At 42.4% G+C, this 20,197-nt stretch carries 14 protein-coding genes and 1 pseudogene; all 15 read right to left on the bottom strand.

The window, feature by feature from the left end; translation table 11 throughout:
- Positions 1–4: 4 nt before the first annotated feature.
- Positions 5–994, bottom strand: a complete 990-nt coding sequence (locus JCM16418_RS18190) for an ABC transporter permease (RefSeq protein ID WP_036651859.1) — start codon at positions 992–994, stop codon at positions 5–7.
- Complete coding sequence (locus JCM16418_RS18185) at positions 987–1,970, bottom strand: ABC transporter ATP-binding protein (RefSeq protein ID WP_036651857.1); 984 nt, start codon at positions 1,968–1,970, stop codon at positions 987–989. The genes JCM16418_RS18190 and JCM16418_RS18185 overlap by 8 nt, the downstream gene beginning before the upstream one ends.
- A gap of 45 nt (positions 1,971–2,015) precedes the next feature.
- Positions 2,016–2,921 (bottom strand): GDSL-type esterase/lipase family protein, encoded by a 906-nt coding sequence (locus tag JCM16418_RS18180; protein WP_052020511.1) that lies wholly within the window; start codon positions 2,919–2,921, stop codon positions 2,016–2,018.
- Positions 2,922–3,098: 177 nt separating this feature from the next.
- Positions 3,099–3,857 (bottom strand): CAP domain-containing protein, encoded by a 759-nt coding sequence (locus JCM16418_RS18175; protein WP_036651853.1) that lies wholly within the window; start codon positions 3,855–3,857, stop codon positions 3,099–3,101.
- Positions 3,858–4,125: 268 nt separating this feature from the next.
- Entirely contained in the window at positions 4,126–5,151 is a 1,026-nt protein-coding gene (gene mglC / locus JCM16418_RS18170) for a galactose/methyl galactoside ABC transporter permease MglC (protein ID WP_081765501.1), read from the bottom strand.
- Positions 5,152–5,177: 26 nt separating this feature from the next.
- Positions 5,178–6,691 (bottom strand): annotated as a pseudogene (locus tag JCM16418_RS18165) (sugar ABC transporter ATP-binding protein).
- Between the two features lie 95 nt (positions 6,692–6,786).
- Positions 6,787–7,839 (bottom strand): galactose ABC transporter substrate-binding protein, encoded by a 1,053-nt coding sequence (locus JCM16418_RS18160; RefSeq protein ID WP_036651851.1) that lies wholly within the window; start codon positions 7,837–7,839, stop codon positions 6,787–6,789.
- Between the two features lie 133 nt (positions 7,840–7,972).
- The gene (locus JCM16418_RS18155) at positions 7,973–8,908 is read right to left on the bottom strand and encodes a substrate-binding domain-containing protein (protein WP_242403899.1); all 936 of its coding nucleotides are present in this window, start codon (positions 8,906–8,908) and stop codon (positions 7,973–7,975) included.
- 38 nt (positions 8,909–8,946) lie between these two features.
- A complete protein-coding gene (locus tag JCM16418_RS18150) occupies positions 8,947–10,749 on the bottom strand; it encodes a sensor histidine kinase (protein ID WP_052020509.1) in 1,803 nt (600 codons plus the stop codon).
- Positions 10,733–12,421, bottom strand: coding sequence for a response regulator (locus JCM16418_RS18145; RefSeq protein WP_036651846.1), 1,689 nt, complete (start codon positions 12,419–12,421; stop codon positions 10,733–10,735). The genes JCM16418_RS18150 and JCM16418_RS18145 overlap by 17 nt, the downstream gene beginning before the upstream one ends.
- Positions 12,422–12,618: 197 nt before the next feature.
- Positions 12,619–13,080 carry a GNAT family N-acetyltransferase gene (locus JCM16418_RS18140; RefSeq protein WP_036651845.1) on the bottom strand — a complete coding sequence of 154 codons (462 nt, stop codon included), beginning with the start codon at positions 13,078–13,080 and terminating at the stop codon, positions 12,619–12,621.
- Complete coding sequence (purT, locus tag JCM16418_RS18135) at positions 13,073–14,260, bottom strand: formate-dependent phosphoribosylglycinamide formyltransferase (RefSeq protein ID WP_036651973.1); 1,188 nt, start codon at positions 14,258–14,260, stop codon at positions 13,073–13,075. The genes JCM16418_RS18140 and purT overlap by 8 nt, the downstream gene beginning before the upstream one ends.
- A gap of 207 nt (positions 14,261–14,467) precedes the next feature.
- The gene (locus tag JCM16418_RS18130; RefSeq protein WP_036651843.1) at positions 14,468–16,336 is read right to left on the bottom strand and encodes an ABC transporter ATP-binding protein; all 1,869 of its coding nucleotides are present in this window, start codon (positions 16,334–16,336) and stop codon (positions 14,468–14,470) included.
- Positions 16,333–18,105, bottom strand: coding sequence for an ABC transporter ATP-binding protein (locus JCM16418_RS18125; protein ID WP_036651841.1), 1,773 nt, complete (start codon positions 18,103–18,105; stop codon positions 16,333–16,335). The genes JCM16418_RS18130 and JCM16418_RS18125 overlap by 4 nt, the downstream gene beginning before the upstream one ends.
- Positions 18,106–18,367: 262 nt before the next feature.
- Positions 18,368–20,197, bottom strand: a 1,830-nt coding sequence (locus tag JCM16418_RS18120; protein ID WP_036651838.1) for a dynamin family protein, incomplete at its 5' end; no start/stop codon positions are given.

Below are 20,197 nucleotides of genomic sequence, written 5' to 3'. Positions count from 1 at the left end.
CATTCTAATTCAAGATATCCCTTTTCGTAAAGACGGCGAACGACACAATAATGGCTGCGATGGCCCAAATAGACAAAACAATTAGAGAAAAGGTCAAATTCATCCCTTCAATTGGTGCCGGAGTTCCAGATAAATAATCGGTCAATTGTAGGTTGACCATAAACAAGTATTTCGCACTGTTCCATGCTGCAGCCATATTCGTAAGAATGGAGCCAGCAATAAGTGCTGCCATCATAACAACGATGCTCGCAGCCGTGCTTCGCACAAGTACGGATACCATGAAAGCAAGGATCGCAACCGTTAAGCTAACGAACCAGATCAAACCTGACTGCATCAGAATATATTCCCACTGCGGAACTGCATGTACAGCCGACATATCCACATCAGAGCCGCTAATCTGAAAGCCAGTGAATACCGGAATATCAAAGCCTTTATATCCGAAGACAAGGCCGGAAATAGCGTATGTGATAACGAATGTCGATAATACAATTAGAGAGGTAAACATGATTAATGTAATGAGTTTACTTAGCAGCACCTTCCACCTTTTTACAGGACGTGTGAGCAGCATCTTAATTGTACCTGTCGTTCGTTCACTCGAAACGATATCCGAAGCAATTGCCATAATTAACAGTGGAATAAACAACGAGACTGAATTATTCATGAATTCCCTCGTAAAGGTAACCCCGTTGGGTTCCTTGGGATTGACATCATGATCAAGATAATACTGCAGTTGCTGTACAATAATCTTCCTGAATTTCTTCCATTCATCCGGAACACGGTCACTGCCTAGCGAGTTTTCGTTATCTGTAATTTGCTGCTGCGTTTCAAGCCGCCAATCGCCATTAAACTTCTCACGCGAGTGTTCGGCAGAGCGCATCTGAGCATATGTAAAGATGGGTACGAGCACGAGCAGGATCAGTAAAATCACGTAAAACCGCTTCTTTTTAATAATCTTAATGGTCTCATTCTTTACGAGTGGAATCAAGCTACTCAATGATCTCACCCTCCGTCATCTTAAGGAATAGCTGTTCCAAAGTCGGATTAATGTTATGCACACCACTGACTTCAATACCTAAATGAACAAGCTGAGTTACTAGGGAACCAATACGATCTTCATTCATACGTGTCACTAATGCATGTTCACCCATACCTGCTATGATACTGTCATCCAGAACAAGCTCCGGATGATTGACAATTTCCACATCAGATTGCTTCTCGAGCACTGCTCTGCCTTTCTCCCATGGAGCAACATTCCAAACCACATATTTAGCATTTTGCTGTACAAGTTCATTTACTTTACCTACTGCAAGCACTTTACCCCGGCTAATAATCGCGACCCGATCACATAGTAGCTGAATCTCACTGAGCAAGTGACTCGATACAAACACCGCAAGTCCCTCATCTGCCAAACGACGGATAAACTCGCGCATTTCTTTAATCCCTTTAGGATCCAGTCCATTCGTTGGTTCATCCAAAATAAGTAATTTGGGTCTCCCCAGCAAAGCTTGTGCAATACCAAGACGCTGACGCATCCCCAGTGAATAGGTGCTCACTTTATCATGGATACGCTGCTGCATTCGTACTGTGTCTACTACCTCTTGAATGCGGTTACGATCTACTCCTGGCTGCATACGGGCAAAATGCTCCAAGTTCTCCCATCCAGTTAAGTAAGTATATACCTCAGGATTCTCGACAATCGAGCCAATATACTGTAACGCTTTCTCTTGATCTCGATTCACATTAAAACCACAGACTTTAATTACACCTGACGTGGGTTTGATCAGATCAACGAGCATGCGAATTGTTGTAGTCTTGCCTGCACCATTGGGTCCTAAGAAGCCAAAAATTTCGCCTTCCTGCACATCAAATGTAACATCTTGAATAATCCATTTTCGACCAATCTTTTTCTTCACATGCTCTACGGATAGGACGACATTATCTTTGCGTTCTGATTGTTCCGTAATTCTCATATCCATGCTCCTTTGCAACCGATTTCCCTGTTGATCAGCGGTATACTAACGAATACTTTGTACAATCCGCTCGGCAATCTGCTGATAACCATCCCCATTGGGATGAAAATGGTCCGATGACAAATATTTATTCAAATTCTGCTGAAACAAATCAAATGTCGGAACAAGCATCATGTTGCCATTTTTGTTAATCAAGGATAACGCAGCATTATTCCATGTAGTCACAGCTTCATTTCCCGGTATCTTTAATTGCTCAAGATCGCCAAATGGGTTATAAAGACCCACATAGATGATTACTGCATTTGGATTAATCTCCCTCAGTTTAACGAGAATTTTCTGAAGCTTGAGCGAAGCCTGTGGCAGTGCCTTCAGTATATCTTCAGGCTTAATTTCCTGGACTTTGGCCTGTGTGCTTGTCTTACTTACTTCAGAATCTTTTTTCACAGCTGAAGATGAAGACTCATTTGGTGAAGTATTCTTAACGCTCGTAAATAAATCTGCACCCCTAAATAAATCGTTTCCACCAATAGATAATAAAATCACATCCGCTTTTGCGAGCACATACTGGGTACCTTGTTCTTCAAGTTTAGGAAGTAATGCAGTAGTTGTAAGTCCATTAATCCCTAAATTGTTAAGCAAGGTTACCTTCTTACCCGTGTCTTTAGAGTACTCTTGCACACTTCTGCGTACAAATCCGCTTCCCGTACTATCCCCAGTCCCTTTGGCAAGCGAATCTCCGAGGGCTGCGACCTTAAGCTCTTTTTTATCCTGTATTGCATCATTTGAAGTGCCCTTAGGCGGCTTAACAGATTCTGCAAGATCTCCTGCACCTTGGGCCCTTTGAGGATAATTAACATCTTGAATAGCGTACACAAAACCGGCAATCAGCAATAGTGTTGCAGCAGCGGAGATGATACTCACACTGCGCCAAATCCAATTCGAAGAATTCAAAACGATCCCTCCATGATGATCAGTCAGTTCATATGTACATAAACATAAGACTTCTCTCCTGAATTTGCAAATGATACCAATATCCCTTGGACGACGAATTGACTGTAAACTTACCTGTTACGCACAAAAAAACCGAAAGTCTCTCTTTTCAGAGAAAACTTCCGGTTATTAATTGTATTAGTTCGCTGTAAATTCTTGAACCCAGCATCCATTGTAATAAGCTACACCAATCGTAGTAAAGTTCTTACTCAAGATATTGGCTTTATGGCCTTCACTATTCATCCATGCATTCATAACATCAGCAGGTGTCTTTTGACCTTTCGCAATATTCTCACCAGCATAGCTGTATGAGATACCATATGTCTTCATCATGTCAAAAGGTGATCCGTATGTTGGTGAATTATGATCGAAGTAGTTATTATTATACATGTCTTTAGCTTTATCCAATGCCATTGCAGAAAGCTTAGTATTTTCAGAGAGTGCATTCAGTCCAGCTTTGCTGCGCTCCTGATTTACCAGGGTAATTACCTGAGCTGCAAAACTTGATTTGTCAGATGTGCTTGGTTGCTCCGGCGTTGGCTCTGGCTTCTTGTCTGGTACGACTGTACCCGGTGTTGATGTTTCTGGCTTCTTATCTGGTACGACTGTACCTGGTGTTGATGTTTCTGGCTTTTTATCTGGTACGACTGTACCTGGTGTTGATGCTTCTGGCTTTTTCAGGCTCAATTTAATTAAATTTTCGTATTTTTGTATTAGTGAGTTTAGATTGTCATTATTCTTAAGAAATTGTTGCAAGTACACTTGTGCACTCTTCGTATCGATCGGGGTAGGAGCACATGCTGCAGCAGATGCTGAACTTGTTCCTAGCAGACTTACACCTAGTACAGCTGCAAAAGCTCCGCTAGCCACCATTTTCATCCATTTGTTGTTCTTCATTCATACATCTCCTTCATGATGTTTACCGGGTAATTATTACGATCCGGTTACAAAGTTGTCATTTCTCTCAAACACATTGTAGCATGTTTATACAAACTGTAAACTTATAAAATAATGGTAAAATAATTAGTAATATCCATTCCTCTGATCCTGTTAAAAAACTTCATTTGCGCTTATGAACGCCAAAATGACCACAGCAAATGATGCTGCAGCCTTGGTGGCCCATCTTTTCTCATAAGAACATTTGAAGAAGAATTTTTGCCCTGGTCTATTTTTTATTAGCATATTTACGCATATCGAAAGCTACAGCTGCGACAATAATTAATCCCTTAATAATAAGCTGCCAGTACGGGCTGATACCAATAAATGTAAGTCCATAATTAATAATCGTGAAGATAAGTACACCGACCATTACACCTGGCACGGTCCCAATTCCACCCGTTGTAGACACACCACCGACGACACAAGCAGCTATCGCATCCAGCTCATACATATTACCGTAGTTGTTGGTAGCTCCACCTGTTCTAGAAGCTTCCAAAACCCCTGCTAGACCATACAAGGCTCCTGCAATAGCATAGATATATATGAGATATTTGGCTACGTTAATACCGGATACTCGTGCAGCTTGAATATTACCGCCAATCGCATACATATTCTTACCAAGCTTCGTTTTATTAAAGACTACCCATACGATGAAGGCAACAAAGATAGCAATTAATACGATATAAGGAATGGAAAATTGTCCACTGCCGATAGAGCCTGAGCCTATATCCGTAAAATCATTTCGCAGTCCACCGATCGGCTGTGAATTATTCGGCTCCATATCAAAATATAATGAGTTAACCCCATACACGGCGACCATCGTGCCTAGCGTAGCAATAAAGGGCGGAACATTTAGTTTAGATACGACAAATCCATTCACTAGACCACAGATCATCCCAACCAGAATCGCTAATATGATGGGAATAAAAAGCTTCATATGCGGTAGATCGGGAAAGAATCTAGCGGCATAGTTTTCATTTTGTAACATCGAAGCGGAAATGACGGCTGTTAAACCTACAATCCGTCCTGCCGATAAGTCTGTACCTGCGGTAATTAGGATAAAAGCTACACCGAGTGCAATAATTGCACGCGTTGAGGATTGAATAAGAATATCACGTAAAGAGTTAACCGATAAGAACGCCGGATTATAAATGGTAATGCCGATAACAAGTAGAACGAGTACGATATATATGGCATATTGCGAGGTAAACCCTTGTATGCGTTTGCTATCAAACTTTTTGACGTCCAACATGAACGTTCCCTCCCTCTTCGATGTCCTTAATGCTGAGCGGCCAGCCTCATAATTTCTTCTTCTGTGGCGGCATCGCCTTCCAAAATTCCGGTTAGACGGCCTTCGGACATCACCATAATCCGGTCAGACATCCCAAGCAATTCAGGCATTTCGGATGAGATCATAATGATGCTTTTGCCCTGTTTTGCTAAGTCCTTAATAATGGTATAAATTTCGAATTTCGCCCCAACATCAATCCCGCGCGTCGGTTCGTCTAATAACAGAATATCCGGCTCTGTTAGCAGCCATCTAGCAAGAAGTACTTTCTGCTGATTACCACCGGACAAATTCATAATTAACGTCTTTGTGGACGGTGTCTTTGTTCGTAATTTATCGACCATAATATCAGCTTCCCGCTTCTTACGTTTACCATCTAATAGGAAGAATCCCTTACGATATCGACCTAAGTTCGCAATCGATGCATTCTCATGTACAGCAAGTACAGAGAAAATCCCCGTGACACGTCGTTCCTCCGTAAGAAGTGCCATACCGAGCTTTTTAGCATCTTCCGCTGATTTAATTTTCACTTTCTTCCCATTCAGTGCAATACTCCCTGATGAAATGTCGCGTAGACCGAAGAGTGCTTCAATCAGCTCGGTTCGCTGGGCCCCAACAAGTCCACCAATACCTAAGATTTCACCCTTCCGGAGTTCAAAGGAAATATCCTTAAATGACTTCGATATGGGCGAGGTAAGCTCACTCACTTTAAGAATGACATCACCAGGAACATTCTCTTTTACCGGAAAACGATGAGTTAAATCACGTCCTACCATTTTCGAAATCATAGTGTCGGTCGTTAGCTCAGAAGCTGGCCAAGTACCAATTTTCAGGCCGTCACGCATAATGGTAACCTCATCTGATATTTGCAAGATCTCTTCCATTTTGTGTGAAATGTAAATAATCGCAACTCCGCGTTTCTTCAAATCTCGGATGATACGGAATAAATGCTCCACTTCAACCTTAGTTAATGAGGACGTAGGTTCGTCCATAACAATCACCCGCGAATGAAATGAAACTGCTTTTGCAATTTCGATGGACTGAATCTTGGATACGGATAACTTGCCGACAATGGTATTCGGTTTAAGATCTATATCTAATTCTCGGAATAGCTCCTCTGTGTCCTTATACATTTTTGATGATCCACAAATAACTGTAGTGGCCCTATTCCCTTCGTTGGAAAACGACCTAACCAAATGTTCTCCATAACATTGCGAAAAGGCACCGGATGTAATTCTTGATGAATCATTGAAATGCCTAGATTGAGGGCATCCTTGGAGTTGTGGATGTTTGCATGAACCCCATCCAATATAATTTCGCCAGCATCTGGCGCGTAAATTCCATATAAACATTTCATAAGCGTCGACTTTCCAGCTCCATTTTCGCCCATCAGTGCATGAACCGTACCTGGCCTTACCTGCAATGTAACACCGTCGAGCGCTTTCACACCGGGAAACTCTTTGCTGATCCCTTTCATCTCCAGTAAAAATTCGTTCTGAGCCATGGATTACCGCTCCCTACTCTCCTCCTCTCGGCGGAGGCGAACAGCTATTCCATCGCCTCCCGATTGGATTATTGATGTATACATCCGATATTAAATTATTTCGCGTCGCTCATGTTTTCTTTCGTAATCTTCTTATAAGATATCCATACATATTGATTGTCAGTGATATCGAAGCCTACATTATCTTTAGTTGGAACTTCTTTTGTAGCAAGTAGTGTTGCAAGTGTAACTGCTGCTTTACCCTGATTGTTTGCATCGTTCAGAACGGTTCCTAGCAAAGTTCCATCTTCAAGTGCCTGAAGAGCTGGAGCAGTAGCATCAACGCCTACAACTGGCATCATCTTGTCACCTTTGAAGTAGCCTGCTGCTTTTAACGCTTCAATAGCACCAAGCGCCATATCGTCATTATTAGCTAGAACAGCTTCAATTTTATCGCCATTAGAACCCAAGAAAGCGGCCATTTTCTCTTGACCTTTTACACGATCCCACATCGCTGTATCTTCAGCGACTTTTTCTACTTTAACGCCTGCTTTTTCTATCGCTTCTATGGAGTATTTTGTTCGAAGCTCTGCATCTTGGTGACCTGGTTCGCCTTTCAGCATCACGTACTGAAGTACGCCATCTTTATTCTTATCTGCTTCAGGATGAGCTTTCCAATAATCAGCTATGATTTCACCGGACATGGTACCGGATTCTTCGGCTTTAGCACCAACATAGTACACTTTATCCCATTTCTTCATATCTTCAGGAAGAGGTTCACGATTTAAGAATACAACTGGAATATCCGCTTTTTGAGCCTTATCAATAATGACACCTGCAGCTGTGCGGTCGACTGGATTTATTAAGAGTGCGTTTGTTTTCTTTGTAATAAACATATCCACTTTATCATTCTGTGTAGGTTGTGAGTTCTGGCTATCTACAATATCTACTTGTGCCTTACCCTCTGCATTGGACTTAATGGAATTGCGGACACCTGTCATAAAGGTATCGTCAAATTTGTAAATGGCAACACCGATGGAAGGCTCTTTACCACGATCTGAGCTTCCTCCTGCTGCACCTGTATCTTTAGTGTCACTAGAATCTCCACATCCAGCCAGCACCGAACCGAGCAGAGCACCAGCAAGTAAAACAGAAGTAATTTTTTTCATCGAACATAGACCTCCTCATTTTCTTCTCTTGTCAACGCATCACTTGGATACGCTCTCATTATGCGGGATGTATCATGTGATTCGAATATAAAATTCTCATGTGTTCTAGCAAAATTCTACTGGCTTATTATCATTATCTTACAAACGGAAACAGAAGCTTCTGATTTTCCGGCCAAAGCATATTGTCCAAATCAATCATTTTCGTATGAGTATCTACACGTTCTTGGATGTCATCGCCTTCTATCGCCTTGACTGCCTGCTGAACTGCCAAATATCCGTTGTTAAACGGATTCTGGATCACTGTGGCCTGCACAATCCCTTCTTGCAATAGCTCCATTACCTTATCTGGACTATCAAATGCGATAACCTTGACACGCCCCCCGATCCCGAGCTTTTGAATTTCTTCCGCTGTGCCAATGGAGGCGACCTCATTTAGTGCTACGATGCCGTTCATTTCTGGATGCTCAGCTACCATCTTCCGTGTAAGCGTACGGGCAATTTGCTCATCCGATTCGCAGTACTCGACAGAAACGACTCTTACATCTGGATAACGAGCAATATAATCCATAAATCCTTCTTCACGCTCATCGCCATTCTTAGATCCTTTAACGAAATTCATTACACCGATGCGTCCTTGCTCACCTGTAAGCATAACCAGTCGTTCGGCTGCCATTTGCCCTGCTTCGTAATTATTTGTACCTACAAAAGACTTCACACGAGCGGATGCAACCTCCGAGTCCATGGAGATTACAGGAATTTTGTAAAAAGCCGCACGGTCTGTTACTTGCGCGAGTTTCATATAGTCACTTGCAGACAAAATAATAGCATCCGCCTTGCCCTTGATCGATTCATCCATCAACTGGATTTGTCCTTCGATATCGTTCTCGTTCTGTGGGCCTTTGAACTTGAGGTCGACATTATATTCTTTAGCTGCCACTTCTGCCCCCATTTTAACGGTCTTCCAAAAATCTCCATGATTCATCTTCACAATCATATCCACTCTTCGAATAGTGCTTGATTCATGCAGCGTAGCCCCTGAACCTGTGCATGATACGAGTACGGTGCTCAATACTATAAGCAAACTGGATTTAAATAGGCTTACCCTTCTCATGACATCCCTCTTTCCTGATTCTCCATATTGAATGGAATAACCGGTAGGATTATCGTAACTTTCGTTCCAACTTCCTGTTCGCTTTCAAAAGACAAGCCGTATGCTTTACCATAAAGCAATCTGATCCGCTCATTCACATTTTTTACGCCTACGCCTGAACCACCCGTATGACGAATATGGCCACTGAGCAGTTGTTCCATGACTTGTGTACTCATGCCCAATCCATTATCGGCTACCGTAATGATGAGCCGTTCATTCTGAATGAATGCTCTGATATGTATCCAGCCTTCATCAACCATTTGCTCCAATCCATGATAGATGGCATTCTCCACAATCGGCTGTAAAATCAGCTTCAAGGTTGTACAATTCAGCGCTTCTTCCTCACATTCAATGGTGTACTTAAACTTATTCTTGTAACGAATGGTTTGAATGATCAGATAATGCCTAACATGCTCCAACTCTTCTTCAAGCGTAATCGTATTTTTTCCTTTACTTAAGCTGATGCGAAAAAACTTCGAAAGCGAAGTAATCGTAGTCGTCACTTCTTCTTTCTTGCCCCGCTCCGCAAGTCGGATGACTGAATTCAGCGTATTGTACAGAAAATGAGGATTAATTTGTGCCTGTAATACATCCAGCTCACTCTTTCTCTTAGCCTCCTGCTCATGAATAATCTGATCCATCAACTGCCGTATTCGGTGAAGCATGAAGTTGAAACGCTTCGAGAGCTGCTCTACTTCATAGGCACCACCAACATGAATCGGAGTGCTGAAATCTCCCTCACTGACGATTTTTACCGAACGCTCCAATCGCCGTAGCGGTTGCGAAATTTTAGCAGATACAAATATGGATAACACGACTACCACTGCGATGACTACCACCAAGAACCAGAAAATGAATTGATTTAAGTCCTTCTTAGTCGTTACAATTTCATCTAGGTAGGCCACCCCGACGATTTTCCAACCAATGGGTTCGACTGTCCTCACCGTAATAAACCGAGGTTCTCCCGTCGAATTATCCATATAACTTCGAAAGGAGTATTCTAATACAGATTCCAAGTTTTCATATTTAAGCCCTGCGTATATGAGCTGCTGTTGTGGATGATAAACGATGTTACCTAGATCATCAATAATATAGGCATATCCTTTTTTACCTAGGCTGACCTTGCGACTAAGCTCATCAATCGTTCTAAAATTAACATCCACAAGCAAGATTCCTTGCTTCAGTTCTCCTCTATCTTTATACTGAATCATTCGACTTAAAGAAACGACCCATGTGTACTTACCTTTGTAGAGATTCTGAATATGAGGTGCTGAAAAAGAAAGCTTCTTAGGTTGCTCCAGAGCAGTTTCATACCAACTCTGCTGTCTCAGTTGCGTATTGCGCCGCATATCGACATTCGGAATATCGAGAATGAGCTGACCTTCTGGCGTAAATAGTCCAACAGATACGAGATCTTCACGCGTTTGCAGCAGTGTATTCAACTGCTCTCTTAAGATTGGACGGTCGATATCTGCAGTTTGGTTGATCTGTTCTTCCACAACTTCATATATATCCTGCATACCTTTGACATAGAGCTCTAGATGGTAGTTTACCTGCTGAATAATTTGCTGAATGTTCAAGGAGGCATTCTCTTCGGCTGTTCTCGTGAATTTGTTATATAACATAATGCTAACTAGCAGTACGATAAGTATGGTTAGAAGTGTAAAAGATAGTGTTATGATGACTTGAATACTTCGCACATTAAATGAGAGTTTCTCTGCGGGGAATTTTCTTTTTGGACGCTTATCTTGTATTTTCAAATGGTTCTACACCTCGGCTTCCATTCCTATATTCTTTTGGCGAGATACCAAATTTTTTGCGGAAGCAGAAGCTAAAATAATTCGGATCAGCAAATCCAATTTTCTCTGCAATTTCAAATGCCTTCATATCTCCTGTTCTCAGCATTTCCTTTGCGGCATCCATTCGGATCTGCATTAAATAATTTACAAAAGTCATTTTTACTTCCTTCTTAAAAATACTACTGAAATAGCCGGTACTGATATGCAAATGATTGCAAACTTTACGAATGGAGATGTCGCTTTCTGCGTAATGCTTACGGATATAGTCCTTTGCATCGTTCACCAACTGACGGTAACCTGACTGTCGGCCTAATGCGATGCTACTTCGAAGCTTAGAACACAGACCATAAGCCCACTGCTTCACTTCCTGTAAGTTGTTATATTTAAACATGTCCGTAAATAAAAAATCGGCGCTACCGAAAAGCTCTTCTAGCTCAATATTAAATTCCTTGGCTATTTTCATAATGGAGGTCAGCATTTCTAGTAAATAGACCTGACAATCTTTAACGGATAATTGTTTCATACTTAAGTCACTGAATAAACTATCCATTGTTGCTGTCAGTTCTTCCAATGTGCCTAATTTAATTGAACGAACTAAATCATGCTCCTTCTGTTCATCAAAATGAAGTGAGTCGTAACGCCGTGTTTCCACGTCATTAATCCAAATTACACGATTGTTGCCAAGAATCAGTCTATAATCTAGAGCCTGAAGCGCCTCCTTATAAGATTGATAAACATCCGCAATGTGCTGAAATACAGATCCTGCCCCGGAAGTGACGGTAAGCTTGACGTATTTATGTACGTTTTGGCGAATCTCTTCTAGTAAAGTAAGCATACGCTCAGCTAGTATCTCCAGATCTGCCTGTTTGCCTACAGCCAGCAGGACGCACTCATCATGATGGATGAACACTTTAAATCCGGATGTTTTCTGGCAAATTTCATCAGCCACATTATAAACAGCAAATAACTGAAGATAGCGGTCTTCTGTATATTTTAATGAAACTGAACTTTTCAGATTTCCAGCCATTTGTTGATCTATCTCCCGATCTAGATCTTCGTGTACATAATCAATTCTGATGGCTGCAGCCATAAAAGCTTGGCCAGATAAATCCATTCCATAGCTTGCACTTTTCTCTTCAATCTCGTGAATAGTTAGCTTTCGAGTTACCATGGAAGACAAAAAAAGCTCCCTGAGCACAGGAATGCTTTTGCGATAATGCTCCTTTAAAATTTGAACATTCTCCTTCTCTGCCATTTCAGCTTCCATATGCCTTTTAACTTTAAGAAGAACTTCTATTAGCTCTTGTGAAGAAAAGGGTTTAAGTATATATTCATCGATTTGCAGCTTTATGGCTTTCTGCGCATATTCAAATTCATCATAACCCGTTAGAATGATAATCTTAATCATCGGGTGATGTTCGCGAATCCAACTCGCAAGCTGCAAACCATCCATAAATGGCATATGTATATCGGTTACAACGACATCGGGTAGGTATCGATCGACGAGATCCATTGCTTCTCGTCCATTCTCAGCACTATCAACCACCTCATATCCAATGCTTTCCCAGTGAATCTCTTCAATCAATCCATCCCTTACATCTTCTTCGTCTTCTACTAGCAGCAATTTATACATGGTTCACCACCTTTGTGCTTTATTTTCAGAAAAACATATAATTGAAATCGCTTTCATTAATTTACTCACGTATTCTATCTTACTTCGGAAATATTGTAAATATGAAGAAATATGACAAATCCATTTGAATGGAATGCCAAAGTTAAACTAAAAAACCCATCCGAAATCGGGATGGGTACGTACATTTTTCATATAAATTATTTCAATTTTTTGCTGAAACGGTAACCCGTTTTTTCAAAACCGATATGTTCATAGAAAGCATGTGCAGGTGCACGTTCAACACGATTTCCGCTGGTAAGAAACAAGATCTTACTGCCTTGTGCTCTTCCCCACTCCTCAGCACTGTTTATCAAGCGTTTACCAAGGCCTTGATGACGGTGCTCTTCGGAGACAATAAGGGCTGACACTTGAGTAGCCTTTTCGCTTTTTGCATAAGAGAAAATCTGATTTAAAGCTATCATACCTACGACTTCACCATCAAGCTCTGCCACTAGTGTGCAGGACGAGGGATTGGTTTCGGAAGCTTCCATGCGTTCACGCATCACATTTACGGTTGTTGGATAGCTTAACTGACGCATTAAGCTGATCACCGCATTCAAGTCACTGTTACATTGGGATTTGCGAATTTGCAAGGTAGGAGCAGATAAACTACTATTCATGATTAATTTCCTCCACTTTTAAAAGACTTGCGGCTTGCTTCGCCGTGTTCCGTGCTTTCTCGATATCCTGGTCTGCACTTAAAGCGACTGCCATTCTCCGCCCTGGTTTCGTTTCGGGCTTGCCGAATACACGAACTTGGGTACGGGGCAAGCGAAGTGCTTCTTCTATACCACTGACAACAAAATGGGCACTAGTACGCTCAGCTTTTAAGGTTGCTGAGGCACCAGGCGTAAGAAGTTCTACTGATGTAATCGGTAGACCGAGTATAGCTCTGACATGCAGTGCAAATTCCGATAAGTCTTGCGTAATCATAGTCACCATACCGGTGTCATGAGGACGCGGTGATACTTCACTAAACACAATTCCATCAGCAGTGACAAACAACTCTACGCCAAAAAGGCCGTATCCCCCAAGTTCGTCTGTAATCGCTTTTGCAATGGACTGCGCCTCTAACAGGTGAGCTTCACTCATAAAATGAGGCTGCCATGATTCAACATAATCTCCATCACGCTGAATGTGACCAATCGGCTGACAAAACGTCGTTCCAGTTACGGATCGAACGGTTAACAGTGTGATCTCGCTTTCAAACGTAACGAAAGATTCTACGATCACTCGAGTACTCTTAGCTCGTCCACCTTCGAGAGCTGCATTCCAGCAGTCAACCGCATCATCCGGAGTGCGACATACGCTCTGGCCTTTTCCTGAAGAGCTCATAATCGGCTTAATCACACAAGGTGTGCCCAAGTCAGCTACAGCTTCTTTCAGTTCATCCAAGCTATTCGCAAAACGGTAGTCTGCGGTTGGCAACTTCAAAGTTTCCGCTGCCAAGCGGCGAATACCTTCACGGTCCATTGTCAATCTTGCCGCACGAGCGGTTGGAATGACGTTATAACCTTCTTCCTCCAGCTCCAGTAAGACATGAGTTGCAATCGCCTCAATTTCTGGAACAATCAGATCCGGCTTCTCCCGCTGAATAATGACTTTCAGGGATTCGGCATCGAGCATATCAATCACATGGGACCTGTGTGCAACCTGCATCGCAGGAGCATCTGCATAACGATCCACGGCAATGGTCTCGACTCCCAAACGCTGAGCTTCAAGAACCACTTCTTTTCCCAATTCACCGCTGCCTAATAGCAGCATCTTTTTGGCATGTGCAGAAAAAGGAGCACCCCACACCACTTCCCATTCCCCCCTAATAAGTCTCTCTCAACTTATATTTTCAGGGTTTCTGCGAAAGAATGCAAGCATGCTCCGACATTTTTCTGCAAAAGTCACAATTATTCCATATTTCTCTCCAAATAAATAGGAGATATATGGAGTAAATTGATTATTTTGCAATGATTAGAGGGCTATTAAGCTAATGTAATGCGTTTGTAAAATAAATTATACGAACCGAAATTGTGCTTCGATTAATCCGTGGTACGTGCCTTGATGTTGCATTAGTTCACTATGATTACCCTCTTCTTTGATCTCTCCATGATCCAATACGACTATTTTGTCAGCATGACGAATCGTCGACAAACGGTGAGCTACAATGAAAGAAGTACGACCCTTCAGCAGAACCTTCAAAGCTTCCTGAATTTTGATCTCGGTCTCTGTATCGATACTAGCCGTTGCCTCATCTAGTATGAGAATGCGCGGATCTGCAAGCAATGCTCTGGCAAAGGACAGCAACTGCCTTTGTCCCATAGATAGCATATTACCGCGTTCTTCAACCTCAGTATCATAGCCACCTGGAAGCTTCATAATGAATTCATGCGCGTCAACCGCTTTTGCAACATCCTCTATCTCTTCATCCGTAGCATCCAGACGTCCGAAACGAATATTATCCCGAATGGTTCCAGAGAAGATAAATGTATCTTGAAGCACAATACTGATCTGACTGCGCAAGCTCTCCACCGTGACATCTCTGATATCATAACCATCAATCGTAATTTTCCCGCTCGTAATATCATAGAAACGACTGAGCAAGTTAATAATTGTACTCTTACCAGAACCCGTGTGACCGACGAGGGCAATATTCTGGCCTGCCTCCACATTGAGATTAATACCTTTTAGTGCCTGACGTCCCTTCTCGTATTCAAATACAATGTCTTTTAACTTAATATTGCCTTTAATTTGCGGAATGGGCTTCGCACCAGGCTTATCATCAATGCTAGGCTTCTCGTCAATAAACTCAAAGATTCGTTCCGAAGAAGCCATAGCCACCAATAATTGATTGTACATTTGGCCCAACCGGTTGATTGGCTCCCAGAAGTTACCTACATAACTTGAGAAAGCAACCAGATAACCGACCGTCAGCTGATCATGCTGAATCAGATATGCACCAAACCAGAATAAGATTAATGTACCTAGACCCCCTGTAATTTCAATAAGAGGACCAAAAGCTTGGTTCATGGTTGATGCCCGATCCCATGACTTTTTACTATCATTGTTCACTTCATCGAAGAATTTAATATTCTCCTGTTCTTGCGTATATGCTTGAGTCACGCGAATACCTTGAATAGATTCGTTCAAATGAGAGTTAATCCGGGAGTTCTTCATCCGGACAACTTGCCATGCAAGGCGAATTTTCACTCGTAATTTAGTGGAAATAAAGAACATCAAAGGCACCGTCAGAATCACAGCAAGCCCTAACTTCCAATTAATCAGGAGCAAAATAACGACGATACCTACCAATTGAACACAGTCGATCATTAGGTTAACGACACCACTCGTAAACAGTTCTTGCAGCGAATTGACATCATTCGTCACCCGGACGAGTACTGAACCAGCTGGTCTTTTATCAAAGAAATTAAAGGATAGCTTCTGAATATGCTTAAACAAATCAGTTCTTAAATCGTAAATCACACGTTGCCCAATAATATTGGTGAATTTAATGCGGTACGTGCTTGCTAGCCATTGAACAATATACAATACCAACACAATGCCAGTTATGATATATAACATCTTCAGACTGGTGTTTCCATCCTCAGGTGCGATAGCCTTGTCAATCGCAAGACTCGTTAGAAATGGGACCGTTAATTTAGTAACTGTTCCGAGAATCATCATTAGTATGACCAAAGGTAGCAATTGCTTAGCGTACGGTTTCATATATCCAAATAGACGGGCAAACTGTCCCCAATCAAAGGACTTATCCATGATTTCATCATCTTGATATACGAATCGTTCTCCTGTTTGACCCGTGCTTGTACCTTTGCTTTTACTACTTTTCTGCTTAAGGTGTTGCTTCGTATTCACTTCTGGATTCATGAACTCACCTGCTCTCCTGCATTACCGTTCATTCGGGCAATGTGGTCTGCATATTGAATATGATATACATCTTGGTAAGGACCTTGCTTCGCAATGAGCTGTTCATGTTTACCCCGCTGCACGATTTGCCCTTCGTTCATGACAAGGATTTCATCAGCATGACGTAATGATGAAATTCGGTGAGCAATAATAAATGTCGTCCGTCCCTTCATGACTTCCTGGAATCCCGACTGGATTTCATGTTCTGTTTCCATGTCGACGGCGCTAGTAGCATCATCAAGAATGAGAATTTTCGGATTTTTCAGTAGCGCACGAGCAATGGCAATCCGTTGCTTCTGTCCTCCAGAGAGTCCCATTCCACGTTCGCCTACAATCGTGTCATAGCCCTCTGACATTTCCATGATGAAATCATGAGCTTTGGCAAGCTTTGCTGCTCTGATAATTTCATCCATCGTTACATCCTTTAATCCATAAGCGATATTATTACGGATGCTGGAGGAGAATAAGAAAGTCTCTTGGAATACGGTTGCGATCTGACTTCTCAGACTCTGAACTTTAATATCTTTAATATCAACCCCATCAAGTCGGATACTACCTTCAGTCACATTATAAGCATGCATTAGGAGCTGAATGATTGTTGATTTACCTGAACCCGTACCGCCAAGAATTCCGATAACGGAGCCTGAAGGTGCATTCAATTGAATGTCCTTAACTGCAGGTAACTTATTCCCATACGCGAAAGTTACATGATCAAATGTAACATGACCTTTAACATCCTCAGCACGTAGCGTCACGGCATCTTCTTTATCCTTCACGTCAACTTGTTGATTCAATAGCTCAAGCACACGTTCACCTGAGGCTTCCGACTGGGTATAGTTATTAATCAGATAACCAATATTCCACATCGGACCAATTATGTACCAAATTAAGCTAAAAAAAGCGACCAATCCTCCGAGTGTTAGTGATTTATGAATAACAAGCGTACCACCTACACCGAGCAGGATAACCACACACACACATGCGAGCATTTCCATGAGTGGAAAATAGCGGCTCCAAAGGGTTGATGCGAAAATCTGATTATTCTTGTAGCGTTCATTTTTCTCCGAAAATTTGTCTACCTCATAAGGCTCGCGAGCAAAAGATTTAACGGTGCGCACTCCGGTAATATTCTCTTGCACTGACGTTGTCAGCGAGCTAAGTGCTAGCCTCATTTCTTGAAACGCCGGATGAATCCGGTTCTCAAATCTCAATGCAACGACAACAAGAAATGGAATACTAATCATCGTTACTAAGGTTAACTGCCAGCTAATCGACAGCATCATAATGGCTCCGAATATAACCATTAGTATAGTGTTCAGAATTTGCGGTATACCGAAAGCAATAAAAAGACGGATCGCTTCCAGATCCCCAGTTAGGCGTGACATTAAATCACCTGTTCTAGCCGTGTCATAATAGCGGAAAGATAGTTCTTGCAGTTTCTCATAGCATCCGTTCCGCAAACGGTACGCGAGGTAGTTCCCTAGTCTTCCACCCAGCATTCCGCTGAGAAACTGCATCATTGCTTTTAGGATCACGACTAGAATGACCGTTAATGCAATCATGGGAACGTTTTCGAAATGCTTCGGCATGATCACATCATCAATCAATTTCCGCAGTAAGATTGGGGTTACAAGCCCGAGCGCAGTAGCTATGGCGAGGAAGAGTATTGATAAATATAGATAACTCCGCTTCGCCCAGAAAAATCCCTGCAGTTGCCTGAGAACATTCATGGTTCTCCTCCTTCAAGTCCAGTGAGTATGAGATAATAATTCATAAAAATTGAATATTTATGAAGTTTACCATCGTCTATCCTGAGGTCGCAAAGAGCAAAGTAGGTCATAAATGGGCTACTTTGTCAACTAATCGTCATTCATTAGACATAATCATAGGTTAATGACTAAATCATTCATTATCCTCGGTATCCCTGCCACACCCAAAAAAAAGTCAGGAAACACTGTAAAAGTGCTTCCTGACATGGATATGAATTCCATTTTAATGGATGCTTTGTTCAATGCTCATCAATTGATTAGCAAGCAAGTCCCATGATTCTGTGTCATCTGGCGATTCCAACATCTGTAACATGGATTGAAGCATGTCCTTCAATTGTTCCTGCATAATCGAAGCCTGCCGTTCCTGCGCTCCAGCAGCTTGGGAGCAATAAAAGTCGATTAATTGCTGCTGTTTTTCTTCGGATGCCACTCCAAGTACCTCTTTGATTAACGGATCTACGGTTTGGCGCAATTTGTCGCGGCCCCCGCCTTCAAAGAAGTTTTTAGGTGATTTAAAAGAGGAGGCCATGGATGACCAATCTATAAATGCATCCATTTGAAGATCTCCCCAGTCCGGTGAAGGCCAGCTCTTTTCTTCAGGAATCGTAAGCAACAGAACGGCATCCCGATCATGGATGTCTTGGACAGTGGCTGCTGCTGCCGTATGAACAAGTGCTTTACCTTTATTTTCTAGTCGTAAAGTCGTAGCCCAAAGTTCCTGATCCAATTCACGCACAAGTGTCCGCTCCAGCTCTCGTCCGCAATCGACAAAGACCTGCTTCAGTTGACCTGCGTCCTCTCTTAGTACGGAAGGATGAAAGGCTTCCAAGAAAAATTCACCGAGATTAAAACCTATTCGCTGACGAACATGAAACAGAAGCTCCTGGATCTCCTGTACCATATCACGACTAAGATCTACCGTACCAAAAGTCTTAATCCGCTCAGCGGCTATTTCTTTCGTTTCAAGCAATTGCTGTATTCTCTTCTGCCTTGCTCCCTCATCCTGCTTTGCCATCGCGCTCCATTCTTGTGCGCGTTTGCGAGCAGCTGCGACATCTTGAATAGCCGCCTGCAATGACAGGCGTGGCAACTCTTCACCCGCGAATTCTCCTAACGCTTTTTCGAATGATGCAAAACCACTGGATTGATAAAGAGCCTCATCACCAGAAGTTTTTGCCTCTAGCGCATTCATGCTAGACAATGGATAGATATGTGGCAGTCGAATACCACGGGCACGTAAATTTTGATCCACATGAGTAACGACTTGCTGCAATTCATCTTCTGAGGATGCCAAATCGGATGCATTCACAATAAAGAACATCTTATCCAGCGCAAAGCTATCTTTTACTCTACCCAGTTGAGTTAGGAACTGACGATCCCCTTTGGAAAAGGCATGATTATAATAAGTTACGAATACAATAGCATCCGCATGCTTCATATATTGAAAAGTTACCCCTGTATGCCTTGCATGTAGTGAATCTGCCCCAGGTGTATCTACAAGTACAATACCCTGTTCAGTTAGAGGACAGCTATAATATAGATCAATACTTTCCACAAAACATGACCTAGACTCATCAGCCACAAACGAATGATATTGTTGTAGGTCCGCCGTAATTGTCGTACCTAACTGTGCTTGTATTTGATCCCAGCCTAATGCTGCTGCCTTCAAAAAACCAAAATGCGGAAGTCCAGCAGGGTGAATCCCTTCTGGCGATAAAGAACTCGCAATTTGTCTCCAACCATCTATCGTAGCCTTGCCCAGATGCAGCACAGAGAATGAATAATTCAGATCATCCTGCAGAGCCTCTAAAGTCTTCAGCTTAACCTGAGCTGTACCGTGTTTAAAATCATCCTGAGGTGCAAGAATGCGGTTAATTGCCGCGGTTGTTGGATGCGGCGATACGGGCAGTACATCTTCGCCAAGCAATGCATTGGCGAAGGAAGACTTACCGGCGCTGAATGCTCCGAACAGCGCCATCGTGAACGAGCCGCCGGCCAGTGCCTCGGCTCGGCTGCTCAGACCCCGCGCTGCTCCGCCCAGCGCGGGGTACCG

This window comes from Paenibacillus pini JCM 16418, assembly GCF_000576305.1.
GTDB classification, from domain to species: domain Bacteria; phylum Bacillota; class Bacilli; order Paenibacillales; family Paenibacillaceae; genus Paenibacillus_AQ; species Paenibacillus_AQ pini.
This window is presented reverse-complemented; position numbering and strand designations above follow the sequence as displayed.

Coding starts and splice junctions, on each gene's coding strand:
- JCM16418_RS18125 (WP_036651841.1), bottom strand. CDS start 18,105: ATGAATGTTCTCAGGCAACTGCAGGGATTTTTCTGGGCGAAGCGGAGT.
- JCM16418_RS18130 (WP_036651843.1), bottom strand. CDS start 16,336: ATGAATCCAGAAGTGAATACGAAGCAACACCTTAAGCAGAAAAGTAGT.
- JCM16418_RS18145 (WP_036651846.1), bottom strand. CDS start 12,421: ATGTATAAATTGCTGCTAGTAGAAGACGAAGAAGATGTAAGGGATGGA.
- JCM16418_RS18160 (WP_036651851.1), bottom strand. CDS start 7,839: ATGAAAAAAATTACTTCTGTTTTACTTGCTGGTGCTCTGCTCGGTTCG.
- JCM16418_RS18185 (WP_036651857.1), bottom strand. CDS start 1,970: ATGAGAATTACGGAACAATCAGAACGCAAAGATAATGTCGTCCTATCC.
- mglC (WP_081765501.1), bottom strand. CDS start 5,151: ATGTTGGACGTCAAAAAGTTTGATAGCAAACGCATACAAGGGTTTACC.
- JCM16418_RS18140 (WP_036651845.1), bottom strand. CDS start 13,080: ATGAATAGTAGTTTATCTGCTCCTACCTTGCAAATTCGCAAATCCCAA.
- JCM16418_RS18175 (WP_036651853.1), bottom strand. CDS start 3,857: ATGAAGAACAACAAATGGATGAAAATGGTGGCTAGCGGAGCTTTTGCA.